Source organism: Sphingomonas profundi (assembly GCF_009739515.1).
Lineage (GTDB): Bacteria > Pseudomonadota > Alphaproteobacteria > Sphingomonadales > Sphingomonadaceae > Alterirhizorhabdus > Alterirhizorhabdus profundi.
The window spans coordinates 2,340,433-2,353,632 of the sequence record NZ_CP046535.1 but is presented as its reverse complement, the minus strand read 5'-3'; the positions used below and the strand labels follow the sequence as shown (position 1 = coordinate 2,353,632).

The window sequence follows — 13,200 nt, the reverse complement described above, 5'->3', positions numbered from 1 at the left end:
GCCTCTCAGGAGCCCGTAACCGCATGCGTATCGATTATCGCTGGACCGTCGCCGCCCTCGCTCTGGCCGTCGCCGGCTGCAACAAGCCCGAGGCCGTGCAGGCACCCGCCGGCGGCACCGCCGCAGCACCGGCCGTGCCCGCCCCGGCCGGGCAGGACTGGACCGAGACGGTGGCGGCGACGCCCGAAGGCGGCTTCCGCATGGGCAATCCGGCGGCGCGGGTGAAGCTGATCGAATATGGCGCGCTCACCTGCCCGCACTGCGCCGCCTTCGAGAAGGAGGCGAGCGGCCCGCTGGCCGAGATGGTGCGATCCGGCAACGTCAGCTGGGAGTTCCGCACCTTCCTGCTGAACGGCATCGACGTGCCGGTATCGCTGCTGGCGCGCTGCCAGGGGCCGGGGCCGTTCTTCAAGCTGATCGAGCAGGTCTATGCCGAGCAGCAGAGCTGGATCGCCAAGCTGCAGACGATGACGCCGGCGCAGCAGAGCCAGATCCAGGCGGTGCCGCCCGAGCAGCAGCCGCGCGCCGTGGCGGAGGCGGCCGGCCTCATCACCTTCTTCGGCGCGCGCGGCCTGCCGGAGAGCAAGGCGATCGCCTGCCTGACCGACAAGGCCGCCTTCACGCCGCTGGAGCAGATCACGAAGAACGGCGTCGACAAGGATGCCGTCACCGGCACGCCGGCCTTCGTGATCAACGGCCAGCCGGTGAAGGACGTCGCCAGCTGGGACATGCTGAAGCCCAAGCTGGATGCGGCACTCGCCGGCTGACGGCGGAGCGGGGCAGGAGGCCGGAGGCGGCGCGATGCGCATCCGCCGGCTGAAGCTCTCCGGCTTCAAGAGCTTCGTCGAGCCCGCCGAGCTGCGCATCGAGCCGGGGTTGACCGGCATCGTCGGCCCCAACGGCTGCGGCAAATCGAACCTGCTGGAGGCGATCCGCTGGGTGATGGGCGAGAGCTCCGCCCGGTCGATGCGCGGCGGCGGCATGGAAGACGTGATCTTCGCCGGCACCACCGCCCGCGCCGCGCGCGATTTCGCCGAGGTGACGATCCTGGTCGACGGCGCCACCCCCGACGACCCGGCGATGCGCGAGATCGAGGTGGTGCGGCGGATCGAGCGGGGCGCCGGATCCGCCTACCGGCTGAACGGGCGGGACGTGCGGGCCAGGGATGTCGGCCTGCTGTTCGCCGATGCGGCGACCGGCGCCCACTCGCCCGCGCTCGTCAGCCAGGGGCGGATCGCGGCCGTGATCGCCGCCAAGCCGGCCGAGCGGCGGATGATGCTGGAGGAGGCGGCCGGCATCGCCGGGCTGCACGTGCGCCGCAAGGATGCCGAGCAGAAGCTGCGCGCCACCGAGGCGAACCTCACCCGGCTGGACGAGCTGCTGGCCGAGATGGAGACGCGCGCCGCCGCGCTGCGCCGCCAGGCCAGGGCGGCCGAGCGGTATCGCGCCCTCTCCGCTGCGATCCGCACGGCCGAGGCGCGACTGATCTTCTCCCGCTGGCGCGAGGCGGCGGCGGCGGCCGAGGTGGCGGAGCGCGAGGCGCGGGCGGCGGCCACGCTGGTCGAGACGGCGGCCGAGGCGCAGCGCGCGGCGGCGGCGCACGCGCAGGCGGCGGTGGCCGATCTCGCCCGGCTGCGCGCCGCCGCCGAGGCCGCGCGCGAGCAGGCGACGGCGGCGGGCCACGCGCTGGCCGGCCTGCGGGCGGAACGGGCGGCGCTCGACCGCCGGCTCGCCGAGCTGGCCGCGCAGGGAGACACGCTGGCGCGGGACAGGGCGCGCGAGGACAGTTTGGCGCTCGACGCGTCGGCGGCGCTCGCCCGACTGGCCGACGAGGACAAGACGCTCGCGACCCGCATCGCCGCCGGCGAGGGCGAGCGCGCGCACGTCGACGGGGCGGTGCGCAGCGGCGAGAGCGCGACGCGCGACGCCGAGGTGGCGCTCGCCCGCGCGCAGGCCGCGCAGGCGGCCGAGCAGGCGGAGATCCGCGTCGCGCAGGCCGCGCTGGCGGCCGCCCGCCAGCGGCTCGATCGCGCCGGGGCCGAGCAGGCACGGATCGCGGGCGAGATGGCGACGATCGGCGACCCCGCGCCGCATGAGGCGCGGCGCGCGGCCGCGGCCGAGGCGGCGGCGCTGGCCGGGCGGGACGGTGCGGCGGCGGCGACGGCCCTCGCCGCGGCGGAGGCCGAGCGCGACGGCGCATCGGGCGAGCGCGATGCGGCGCAGGCGGCCCGCGCCGCCGCCCACGCCGCGCTGGCGGCGCTGGAGGCGGAAGCGAAGGCGCTCGCCCGCGCGCTCGAAGGCGGCGGCGTGGCGGGCAGGGCGCTGGGCGGCATCACCGCGGCACCCGGCTACGAGCGCGCGCTGGCGGCGGCGCTGGGCGACGATATCGATGCCGCGATCGGATCGGCCGGCGCGCGCCGCTGGGAGGGGGGCGGATGCGCTGCCCGGCGATCCGCCGCTGCCGGCGGGGGGCGGGGGGCTGGCCGATCACGTCGCCGCGCCCGCGCAACTCGCCCGCAGGCTGGCGCAGGTGATGGTGGCGGAGCGGCTGGACGCGACGATCGTGCTGGCGCCGGGCCAGCGGCTGGTGACGCGCGACGGGCGGATGCGGCGGTGGGACGGCTTCGTCGCCGAGAATGTCGGCGCGGCGGCGGCCGAGCGGCTGATCCGGGTCAACCGGCTGGCGGCGATCGAGGCGCAGCTGCCACCGGCGCGGGCGGCCATGGCCGAGGGCGAGGCGCGGCTGGCGACGCTCGCCGACCGAGTGGCACAGGCGCGGGCGGCGATCGACGCGGCGCGCGCGCGTGCCACGGCGGCGGAGCTCGCCGGCCGCCGGGCGCGCGGCGAAGCGGAGGCGGCGGCGCTGGCGATCGAGCGGCTGGCGGCACGGCGGGACGCGGTGGCGGAACGGGCCGGCCGCGCCGAGGCGGATCGTGCCGAGGCGATGGCGCAGCACCGGCAGGCCGAGGCGGCCGCGGCGGCGCTGCCGGACGGCGCCGCCGCGCGCGCCGACGTGGAGCGGCTGCGACAGGAGAATGCCCTCGCCCGCGCCACGCTGGGCCAGGCGCAGGCGCGCGCGACCGCGCTCGCTCTGTCGATCGAGGCCGATCGCCGGCGGCAGGAGGCGGCGCGCGGCGAGGCGAAGGGCTGGCGCGCGCGCGCCGGTGACGCGGCGCGGCGCGTGGCCGAGATGGCCGCGCGCGCCGCTGCCGTGGCGGCCGAGCGCGCCACATTGGCGGAGCGGCCGGGAACGCTCGACGCCGCCATCGCCACCGCCGCGGATCGCGAGCGGAGCTTGAGCGAGGCCGCCACCGCCGTCCGCGCGGACGAGCGCGCGGCCGAGACGCGGGCGCGCGCCACCGAGGCGGGGCTGGCCGACGCCGCCGAGGCGCTCGGCACCGCGCGCGAGGCGCGGGCGGGCGCCGCCGCGCGGCATGAGAACCAGCAGGCGCGGCGGATCGAGATGGGCCGCATCGCCGGCGAGCGCTTCCAGTGCCCCGCCGCCGTGCTGCCGGAGAAGATCGGCTTCGCCAGCGCCGATATCGTCGCCCCAAGCGAGGAATCGGCGCGCCACGACAAGCTGTCGGCCGATCGCGAGCGGCTCGGCCCGGTCAACCTCGTCGCCGAGGCCGAGCTTGCCGAGATGGAGGAGACGCGCGCCCGATCCATCGCCGATCGCGACGAGCTGGACGAGGCCGTGCGCCGCCTGCGCGGATCGATCGGCAGCCTGAACCGCGAGGGGCGGGCGCGGCTGCTGGCGGCGTTCGAAGCGGTCGACGCGCATTTCCGCCGGCTGTTCACCACCCTGTTCGCCGGCGGCGAGGCGCATCTGGCGCTGATCGACGCCGAGGATCCGCTGGAGGCGGGGCTGGAGATCATGGCGCAGCCGCCCGGCAAGAAGCTGGCGGCGCTCACCCTGCTATCCGGCGGCGAGCAGGCGCTGACGGCGGTGGCGCTGATCTTCGCCCTCTTCCTCACCAACCCCGCGCCGATCTGCGTGCTGGACGAGGTGGACGCGCCGCTGGACGACGCGAATATCGAGCGCTTCTGCGACCTGCTGGACCGGATGGTGCAGGATACCGAGACGCGCTACCTGATCGTCACCCACAATGCGGTGACGATGAGCCGGATGCACCGCCTGTTCGGCGTGACGATGGCGGAGCGCGGCGTGAGCCGGCTCGTATCGGTGGATCTGGGCGGAGCGGAGCGGCTGCTGGCGGCGGAGTGAGCGATGACCGACACCACCGAGGAGGCCCAGAAATGGGCGCTGCGATCGGCCAAGGCGACGTTGCTGCGCGAACTGCTGCTGGCGGCGGCCCTGCTGATCGGTGGTGGCTGGGCGGTCTACCGCTACGTCGTGCTGGAAAGCAACACCGCCAGGCAGCGGTACGAGGAGGCGCTGGCCGCGGCCAAGGCCAACGGCTTCCAGATCGACATCACCGGCGCAAGCGAGACCCTTGGCGAGCGCCACTATCTCAGCGGTGTCGTGACGATCCGGAACCTGGGCGTGCAGACGACCGACCTGTATCTGGGAGACGCACCGATCAGGCTGGCCCGGCTCAACTATTCGAGTGACCGGCTGGCCGGAGTTGCGCGGCCTGTAGGCCAGGCCATCGTCACGCTGGAAGGCGTGCCGCGCCCAGCGATTCGCATCGTTCCCGGACGCAGCGTCGCGCTGCCCTTCGTCTTCCCGGTGAGGCTGACCGGCTTCTACGCCGTCAATTTCGAGGCGTTCGCCCGCAACCCGCGGACGCCGCCCACCCAGCCGGGCGATCGCTGGTCGAGCCGCGCGATCGTGCGAATGGATTTCCCGGTACGGACCGGCGATCCCGCCGGTGCGTCCGTTCAGGGGCGGGATGCGCGAGGGAGCGCATCCCGCCCGAGCGCCGGCCTCAGCGGCAGGTGACGTTGTTGCGATCGATCGAGCGGCCGAGCACCGCGCCGGCGGCGCCACCCAGCAGCGTGCCGAGCGTCTTCGAACCGCCCGGGGCGATGACGTTGCCGAGCACGCCGCCGCCGACGCCGCCGACGATCAGGCCGGTCGTGCCGTCCGTCCGGCGGCAATAATAGCGATTGTCGCCACCGCGATAGATGCGGTCGTTCGCGCCCAGGCGGCGCGCCTTGTAGTTGCCGTCGCGATAGTAGCGATCGGCGCGGTAATTGCCGTAGCGCGGATCGGGGCGGTTATAATCCCAGCGCCGGCCATCGTCGCGCCGGCCATCGTAGCGGTGATCCTGGCGCATGTCGCGGCGGTCGTCACGGCGATCGTCACGGCGATCCTCGCGGGCGTCGCGTATGTCGTCGCGGCGGTCCTGGCGGGCATCGCGGAAATCCCGGCGCTCGTCGCGCCGCGCGTCACGCACGTCCTCGCGATAGTCGCGGTTCGGGGTCTGCGCCGATGCGGGCACGGCGGACAGGGTGACGGCGGCAAGCATGCCGGCGAGGATGAGGTTGCGCATGATCGGGTTCCTGACCTGGTGACGAGATGCACGCTGAACCTGCGCCCGGTCGTTCCGGTTGCGTGAACCGAAAACAACGGCCCGTTCATCGGCGGTGCGGCGTCACCCGCGCGTGCGCGCAATGCCGTACTTGTTCATCTTCTCGATCAGGGTCGTTCGCTGGAGCGACAGGTGGCGGGCGGCATCGGCGACGACGCCGTTGCAGCGCCGCAGCGCATCGACGATGTGGCGATGCTCGAACTCGGCGACGAGCCACTTCAGGTCGATCGGCCCGCCGACCGGCGCCTCGGCCGCCGCATCGGCCGCGCGCGGGGCGGGGGCCGGCGGCGACGAATTCTCCCACAGCGCCTCCCGCTCCACCGCGCGCACCGCCGGCGAGCGGCGCAGCAGCAGGGCGACCTCCTCGGTGCCGATGGTATTGCCGGGGAAGAGGATCGCCGCCCGCTCGATGATGTTGCGCAGCTCCCGCACATTGCCCGGCCAGCGATAGGCGGAAAGCTCCTCCAGCGCCGCGCGGGTGAGGGCGATCGGCCGGCCGGGCTCGGTGAACAGGCGCAGGAAATGCTCGATCAGCAGCGGGATGTCGTCGCGCCGCTCGGCCAACGACGGCAGGTGCACCGGGAACACGGCGAGACGGTAGTAGAGATCCTCGCGGAAGCGCTGATCCTCGATCGCGGTGCCGATGTCGCGATGCGTGGCGGAGATGATCCGCGTGTCGATGCTGATCGTGGTGCGCCCGCCGACGCGCGTCACGGATCGTTCCTCCAGCACGCGCAGCAGCTTCACCTGCATGTCGGCCGGCATGTCGCCGATCTCGTCGAGGAACAGGGTGCCGCCGTCGGCATCCTCGAAGCGGCCGCGCAGCTGGGTGACGGCGCCGGTGAAGGCGCCCTTCTCGTGCCCGAACAGCTCCGATTCCAGCAGGTCGCGCGGGATGGCGCCGCAGTTGACGGCGATGAACGGCCCGTCCGCCCGCGCGCTCTCGGCATGGATGGCGCGGGCCACCATCTCCTTGCCGCTGCCGGACGGGCCGGTGATGAGTACGGACGCGGTGGTGGGCGCGACCTGGCCGATGAGGCGGCGGACGACGCGGATCGACGCGCTCTCGCCGATCAGCAGCGATCGCGATCCCCCGCCGTCGATGGCTTCAGGCTTCCACGCGACCGTCATGAAGCGGCGATCGCCCGAACCTGGCGATTCGGCCGGAGACGACCCGTCCCGCTTCCGATGATCCGTTGCACAGCGACCCCTGCCATGTTTGCCACAGCCTGTCCCGACCGTTAACCGAAATGGATTAAAATCCTAGCCAATTCCGATGTTCCTATTCAAATGGCGGCCCATCGCGCGCTTGACAGGCGTCTTCCTAGCTTCGCCGTGCCGAAAAGGCGCGTCGTCGCGAATATTCGCAGTGGCGAACGCTTGCTTCGGGATCATTAACCCGCCATCAACCACGATTGCGGCGCGATCACGAAGGGTAGGGCGATGCAGACCGTTCTGTCAGATGTGGATCGCGGCAAGGCGATCTACCGGGCCGTGCAGGATTTCGCGGCGGCCGCGCACAAGCTGGCGACGATGCAGGAACTGTCCGATGCGGTGGCGGACATCTCGGCGTGGCTCGGCTTCGATCGGTTCGCGATCGTAAACCATGTCGATTTCGGCAAGATCGTGCCGGGCATCCGGCTGACCAACTATCCAGTCGAGTTCATCGGCCGGCTGCGCGAACTGGGCCTGACCCGCGATCCGGTGCTGCGAGCGAGCGAGCGGGCCGGTATCGGCTTCTCGTGGGACCAGATCCCGTCGCTGATCCCGCTGCGCGATGGCGACCACGCCTATATGCGGGAAGCGGCGCGGCACGGGCTGGTGAACGGCTTCACCGTGCCGAACAACGTGCCGGGCGAGATCCTCGGCTCCTGCCACTTCGCCGTCGGGTCCAGCGATGCGCTGCCGCGCCAGCATTTCGCCGCCGCCCAGTCGGTCGGCGCGTTCGGCTTCGAGGCGGCGCGGCGGCTGGCCGGCGAGATCGCGGCGCCGGGGCCGGCACCCGATCCGGCGCCGCTCTCCCAGCGGCAGCGCGACTGCCTGGTGCAGGTGGCGCGCGGCAAGAGCGACGGGGTAATCGCCGAGATACTCGGTCTGCGCCCGCGCACCGTGAACGAATATGTCGAGGCGGCGAAGCGCCGCTACGTGGTGGCGACGCGCCAGCAGCTGGTGGTGCGGGCGCTGTTCTGCAGCGAGATCAGCTTCTCCGAGGTGCTGCACTGAGGCCGGCCTGGCGGTGACGGGCTCCCGTATCCGGACCTTCACTCGTCGACCGGCACCAGCCTGATCTTCAGCCCGCCCAAGGGGCGCGCATTCGGCCAGTGGTAGAATTTGGGGGCGGTGGGCTGCGCCATCTCGATGCGTCGGCCGTCGAGCATGTGGCGCAGCAGCAGCTTGGCCTCCAGCGCGGCATAGTTCATGCCGAGGCAGGCGTGCGCGCCGCCGCCGAACGGGACATAGGCATATTTGTGCCGCGCCCGCACGCGGTCGGGCAGGAAATGGTCGGGATCGAAGCGGCTCGGCTGTTCGCCCCAGATCTCCGGCAGCAGGTGGGTCAGCATCGGGTTGACGCCGGTGACGGTGCCGGACGGGATCTCCACGCCCCGGAACGTGCAGTCGCCGAGCGCCCGGCGCCACAGCACCGGGGCGGCGGCGTTCAGCCGCAGCGCCTCCTTGAAGATGCGGTCTGCCAGCGTGCATCTGGCGAGGTTCGCCAGGGTCACGTCGTCCGGCCCGGCGATGATGCCGGTTAGTTCCTCGCGCAGCGGCGCCTGCCACTCCGGATTCTGGCTCAGGTGGAAGATCGTCGAGGTCATGCCCGAGGAAAGGGCGTCGTATGAGGCGGCGATGACGAAGACCATGTGGCCGACGATCTCCTCGCGCGTCAGCCCCTGCTCGTCCTGCTGGCGGAGCAGGTTGGCGAGGAGATCGCCGCGCGAGTCGGTCAGCGGATCGGCCATGGCGCCGTCGATCAGGCCCACGACATGGCGGTGCGCCTTCGCCGCCCGCCACTCGCTGTTGCCGGGGAAGGGGAAGGTGACGATCGAGGTGCTGGTGCGCATCAGCGAGCGGAACGACCAGAGGTCCATCGGCTGCGCGTCCGCCTCCGGCCGGCCGAGGAAGCTGGCATAGCCGATCTTGAAGCCCAGCCGCTGCGCCGCGCCGTAGGTCTCGATCGTGCCCTGCCGCCACTCCGGCTGGTCGGCGCGGATCACGCGATCGAAGATGCGCAGATAGCCTTCCAGCTGGTGCTGCTTGAAGGCGGCGGCCAGCAGCTTGCGGTGGCGGTTGTGGTCCGCCCCGTCACGCAGCAGCAGCCCGCCCTGGAAGTGGCGGCCGAACACCGGATCCCAGCCGCCCGCCGAGGAGAAGTTGCCGGCGGCATCGAACAGCACGAACTCGTTCGCCTCCGCGCCGACGAGCTGCACGTTCCAGTTGCCGCACGCGTAGAAGCGGTGGACGTCGCCGTAGCGGGCATGCATCCGCCGGGTGAAGCGGTACGGATCGGCGACGGCTTCGGGCAGGATGCCCAGCCATGGCAGGCCCTTGCGGCCGGGGATATGCGCCAGATCGCGCGCGCCCACGGCGCGGAACGCGGGCTTGGCGAAAACGGGCTCGGCCGCCGCCGGCGGGGGGAACTGCACGGTCATCGGTCTGGCGCGCCCTTATACAAATCGCCGAAGGACATATCGTGGTTACCCCAATCTTAACCACCCGGTAGTTACCGGGATGCCTCTATGTGCCCGGACGTGCGATCCGGTCATGGCAGAAACAGGGGCCGCGCCATGATTGACACGATTTATCCGGACGACCGACATGCGTATGCGACACCGCTGATCCAGATGTATCATGATCGCAAGCGGGTGTTCGTCGATCATCTCGGCTGGCGGCTCAAGTCGCCGGGCAGCTGGCTGGAAGTCGACGACTACGACAACGAGCATGCCGTCTACCTGATGGCGCGGGACGGCGCGGACGGATCGCATATCGGATCGGTGCGGCTGCTGCCCACCACCGGCGCGCACCTGATGGACGGCGTGTTCCCGGATCTCTGCGCCGAAGGGCTGCTGCGCGGAGCCGACATCTGGGAGATCTCGCGGCTGGTCGCAACCGTGCAGGGGCGCGCCGGCACCCGGCTGCTGCGCGTGCATCGGATGCTGGCGCTGGCCCTGGTGGAGTTCGCCCGGTTGAACGACATCACCGGCTACGTGCTGGTGGCCGAGAGCCAGCGCGTTCCCGCGCTTCTGTCGGTCGGCTGGCGCGTGACCCCGCTGAGCCTGCCGACCGAGCATGAGGGCGAGACGATCGAGGCGCTGCGCATCCATATCGAGGCGGACACGCTGGCCCGCATGCGCGCCCGACTGGGCTTCGACGGCCCCGTGCTGTCCGTTTCGGCGGACGATGTGGCGAGGGCCGCATGATCCCCGAACGCTTCGCCCATCTGGCCGAGCGGGACGATCTCGATCCGCTGTCGGCGCAGCTGATCGACCAGGGCTATGCCATCCTGCGCGGCGCCGTGCCGCCGGCCACGATCGAGGCGATCAAGGCGGAGATGGGCGATCGCTTCGAGCGCACGCCCTTCTCCGTCGGCGCCTTCCACGGCGAGTGGACCAAACGGTTCCACGGCCTGCTGAAGCGCGCGCCGACATCGCAGGACCTGGTGATGCACGCGGAAATCATCCGCGCGGCGCGGACGATCCTGGGCAAATGGTGCGACTTTCCGCAGCTCAACCTGTCGCAGGGCCTGTCGATCTATCCCGGCGCGCCGGCGCAGATCCCCCACCGCGACCAGACGATGTGGCCGGCGCCCAAGGGCGACATGGAATTCTCTTTCAACGTGATGTGGCCGCTGGACGACTTCACCGAGCGCAACGGCGCGACGAAGGTATGGCCGAACACCCATCACGAGCACGACAAATACAAGATGAGCGTCGCCGATCTCGGCGAGCCGCTGGTCGCCGAGATGAAGCGCGGCGACGTGTTCGTCTTCCTGGGATCGGTGCTCCACGCCGCCGGCAGCAACCGATCGGCGCTGCCCCGGCGCGGCATCATCGTCAGCTACAGCCTCGGCTGGCTGCGCACCTACGAGAACCAGAACCTCACCTACACCGCCGATTTCGCCCGCACGCTCGATCCGGAGCTGGCGGCGATGATCGGCTATCGCTGGCAGCGGCCGAATCTCGGCACCTATGACGGCCAGTGCCCGTCCGTGCTGCTGCAGGACGACGTGTCCGATTACCTGCCGACGGTCGATTCCTTCACGCCGGCGCAGAAGGTGATCGTCGACGCCCATCTCGAGAAGGAACTGGCGGAGGCCCATGCCGGTGATTGAGCGTACTTCCCCCCACGTGCCGAACGGCACCGACATCATCCGATCACAGGTGCCGGGCAAGCCCGTAGCTCCCGATGACGGCCGCGAGCAGGAGCTGCGCAAGGCGCTGAAAGGCTTGCGCCGTATCTTGAACACGATGGAGCTGGAGGAGTCGGCCGATCGGTCCGGTCGCGCCGATCCGGACATGCTCGCCTTCGCGCGGCGCATGATCGGCGAGCGTTACCGCCGCTTCCAGTATTTCGACGGCCACCTCTTCTCCGATCCCGCATGGGACATCATGCTGGAGCTGTTCGTCGCCGAGATCGAGATGCGCGAGGTGCCGGTGACGAACCTGTGCTTCACCTCCAACGTGCCGGACACGACGGTGCTGCGCTGGATCAAGACGCTCTGCTACGAGGGCCTCGTCGTGCGCCACAAGGACAAGGTGGACAAGCGGCGGGTGCTGGTACAGCTGACCCGGTCAGCCTCGGACTCCATGCGGCGCTACATGGAGGAGCAGATGGCGGCGGCCGACAAGATGCACGCCGCCGCCCCGCGCGAGGGCGGCGCCCGGCCGCTCTGAGAGGCGCTAGGACAATTTCGTAGGCAGCGCCGTCAGCTCGCGATCGAGCTGATGGATCGCCAGGTCAAGGCTGGCGGCCGCCGAGGATTGCGAGAAATCGTCTAGCAGGCGCAGGGCCTCCGTCATCTTCAGTCGGGCGGCGGTCAACTGCCTGCGGGTCACGTCCTCGATACTCCGTGCATCCTTGGCCTTTTGTGTGTGCGACCACATTCCAGATTTCATGCCCCCGGGCTCCTGCCCGCCAACACGGGTCACGCTGCGGCCGAGATTACCTGTCCGGAACGGAATTGTTTCATCAGCTTGATCCGAAACGGGTGAAACCCGCCTTTTCCGACGCTTCGCCCCCTAGCGGAATGGCCAGTTCCAGGCGATTGCGCCCGTTCGCCCGTGCGTAGCGATCGATTCGCGTCCAGGCGCGCACCAGCGCGAGCCCCACGCCGCCGCCCCGCTGCGGCAGCGTGGCCGGCGGCTCCACGTCGCGCGGATCGAAGAAGATGCCCGCATCCTCGATGACGAGCCGGATCTCGTCGCCTTCGCGCGCGAGCATGAGGTCGATCGCCCCGCCGTCGGCCGCGCCATGCTCGACTATGTTGAGGATGAGCTCCTCGACGACGATCGCCAGCCGTTCGCGCGGGTCGCGCGGCAGCGCCGCCTGCTCGGCGAAGCGGCGCGCCACGGCCAGCGCCGTCGCCGCCGCATGCCCATCGGCGGCGAAGCGGGAGATGGCAGGATCATTGCCGTGCATGACGTGGAGGACTAGCATGGCGCCCTACGATCTGGGAGCATACCATGCGCCGTCTCGTTCTTTTCGCGCTCTCGGTGGCGCTCGCCGGCAACGGCGCGGCGCAGGCCGAGATCGGCCGCATCAAGCGATCGATGGGCACGGCCGCCGTCCAGCGCGGCACGGCCCGGATGCCGGCGGCGGTCGGCGCCGGGGTGGAGCAGGGCGACGTGCTCGTCACCGGGCGCGATGGGCGGGTGAGCATCACCTTTGCCGATAACAGCCGCTTCTCGGCCGGGCCGAACAGCCGCATCACCCTCTCGCAATTCCAGTTCAACGAGGCGACGCGCAAGGGTGCCTTCGTCACCAAAGTCGATCGCGGCTCGCTGGCGATCGTCTCTGGCCAGATCGCGCACGAGACGAAGGACGCGATGAAGGTGCGCACGCCCACGTCGCTGCTGGGCGTGCGCGGCACGCGCTTCGTCGTCAACGTGCCGTGAGGACGGTCGGGGGGCTGCTGCTGGCGGCGATCGCGCTGGGCGGCTGCGCGCGCTCGACGGTGCTGCTGCTGCCGGGCGAGAATGGCGCGCCGGCGGGTTCGGTGGCGGTGCTGGACGAGACGTCAGGCAACGATCGCGCCGTGCTGGCGGACGCGAACGAGCAGGCGAGCCTCGCCCCTGGCGCGGCCAAGGCGCGCCGGCTGAAGGAGGCGGCGATCGCCCGGCGCGACCGGCGGCTGGTGGAGGATCTGCCGCCGCCGCCGCGCACCTTCATCCTCAATTTCATGACCGATTCCACCAGGCTGACGGCCGAGTCCGAGCCGGTGCTGAAGGAGCTGTTCGGCGAGGTGCGCCGGCGCGACGGCGTGGACGTGGTGGTGATCGGCCATGCCGACCGCGCCGGCACGGAGGCGTTCAACGACACCCTCTCCCTGCAGCGGGCGAACGACATACGCGACCAGCTGATCGCGCGCGGGCTGGACCCCGCATCGACGCGGGCGGTGGGACGTGGCGAGCGCGACATGCTGGTGGAAACCGCCGACGGCGTCGCCTCGCGCGCGAACCGCCGGGTTGAGGTGGTGGTGCGGTAG

The 13,200-nt window shown here is 71.2% G+C and carries 13 protein-coding genes and 1 pseudogene; 9 read left to right on the top strand and 5 right to left on the bottom strand.

Annotated elements, in window-relative coordinates; translation table 11 throughout:
• The first annotated feature begins 23 nt into the window (after window positions 1-23).
• The 3 genes and pseudogenes from GNT64_RS11165 to GNT64_RS11155 all read left to right on the top strand — a co-directional run bounded on the left by GNT64_RS11165 (window position 24) and on the right by GNT64_RS11155 (window position 4,906).
• Window positions 24-767, top strand: a complete 744-nt coding sequence (locus GNT64_RS11165; protein ID WP_156679597.1) for a thioredoxin domain-containing protein — start codon at window positions 24-26, stop codon at window positions 765-767.
• A 34-nt stretch (window positions 768-801) separates the two neighbouring features.
• Window positions 802-4,228: pseudogene (locus GNT64_RS11160) on the top strand (chromosome segregation SMC family protein).
• Between the two features lie 3 nt (window positions 4,229-4,231).
• Window positions 4,232-4,906, top strand: a complete 675-nt coding sequence (locus GNT64_RS11155; protein ID WP_156679596.1) for a hypothetical protein — start codon at window positions 4,232-4,234, stop codon at window positions 4,904-4,906.
• Here the strand turns inward: GNT64_RS11155 and GNT64_RS11150 are convergent.
• Together GNT64_RS11150 and GNT64_RS11145 are read right to left on the bottom strand one after the other, a co-directional pair.
• On the bottom strand, window positions 4,893-5,459 hold the full coding sequence (locus tag GNT64_RS11150; protein WP_156679595.1) for a glycine zipper 2TM domain-containing protein: 567 nt from the start codon (window positions 5,457-5,459) through the stop codon (window positions 4,893-4,895). The genes GNT64_RS11155 and GNT64_RS11150 overlap by 14 nt on opposite strands.
• 102 nt (window positions 5,460-5,561) lie before the next feature.
• Window positions 5,562-6,629 (bottom strand): sigma-54 interaction domain-containing protein, encoded by a 1,068-nt coding sequence (locus GNT64_RS11145; RefSeq protein WP_156679594.1) that lies wholly within the window; start codon window positions 6,627-6,629, stop codon window positions 5,562-5,564.
• A 312-nt stretch (window positions 6,630-6,941) separates the two neighbouring features.
• Between GNT64_RS11145 and GNT64_RS11140 the strand changes: the two genes are divergently transcribed.
• Complete coding sequence (locus GNT64_RS11140) at window positions 6,942-7,721, top strand: helix-turn-helix transcriptional regulator (RefSeq protein ID WP_156679593.1); 780 nt, start codon at window positions 6,942-6,944, stop codon at window positions 7,719-7,721.
• A 38-nt stretch (window positions 7,722-7,759) separates the two neighbouring features.
• Here GNT64_RS11140 and GNT64_RS11135 read toward each other — a convergent pair whose 3' ends face one another.
• Entirely contained in the window at window positions 7,760-9,148 is a 1,389-nt protein-coding gene (locus GNT64_RS11135) for a cytochrome P450 (RefSeq protein ID WP_156679592.1), read from the bottom strand.
• Window positions 9,149-9,283: 135 nt separating this feature from the next.
• Here GNT64_RS11135 and GNT64_RS11130 point away from each other — a divergent pair, with 135 nt between their 5' ends.
• The 3 genes from GNT64_RS11130 to GNT64_RS11120 are packed head-to-tail and all read left to right on the top strand — an operon-like array spanning window position 9,284 to window position 11,389.
• On the top strand, window positions 9,284-9,916 hold the full coding sequence (locus GNT64_RS11130; protein ID WP_197276954.1) for an acyl-homoserine-lactone synthase: 633 nt from the start codon (window positions 9,284-9,286) through the stop codon (window positions 9,914-9,916).
• Entirely contained in the window at window positions 9,913-10,827 is a 915-nt protein-coding gene (locus GNT64_RS11125) for a phytanoyl-CoA dioxygenase family protein (RefSeq protein WP_156679590.1), read from the top strand. Before GNT64_RS11130 ends, GNT64_RS11125 begins: the two co-directional genes overlap by 4 nt.
• On the top strand, window positions 10,820-11,389 hold the full coding sequence (locus GNT64_RS11120) for a winged helix DNA-binding protein (protein WP_197276953.1): 570 nt from the start codon (window positions 10,820-10,822) through the stop codon (window positions 11,387-11,389). The genes GNT64_RS11125 and GNT64_RS11120 overlap by 8 nt, the downstream gene beginning before the upstream one ends.
• Before the next feature lie 6 nt (window positions 11,390-11,395).
• Here GNT64_RS11120 and GNT64_RS21895 read toward each other — a convergent pair whose 3' ends face one another.
• Window positions 11,396-11,611, bottom strand: a complete 216-nt coding sequence (locus GNT64_RS21895; protein ID WP_156679588.1) for a hypothetical protein — start codon at window positions 11,609-11,611, stop codon at window positions 11,396-11,398.
• 73 nt (window positions 11,612-11,684) lie between these two features.
• Window positions 11,685-12,152 (bottom strand): ATP-binding protein, encoded by a 468-nt coding sequence (locus tag GNT64_RS11110; RefSeq protein WP_156679587.1) that lies wholly within the window; start codon window positions 12,150-12,152, stop codon window positions 11,685-11,687.
• 26 nt (window positions 12,153-12,178) lie between these two features.
• On the opposite strand from GNT64_RS11110, the gene GNT64_RS11105 reads away from it, so the two are divergent.
• Entirely contained in the window at window positions 12,179-12,610 is a 432-nt protein-coding gene (locus GNT64_RS11105) for a FecR family protein (RefSeq protein WP_156679586.1), read from the top strand.
• Window positions 12,607-13,200: an OmpA family protein gene (locus tag GNT64_RS11100; protein WP_156679585.1), complete on the top strand. Its 594-nt coding sequence runs from the start codon at window positions 12,607-12,609 to the stop codon at window positions 13,198-13,200. Before GNT64_RS11105 ends, GNT64_RS11100 begins: the two co-directional genes overlap by 4 nt.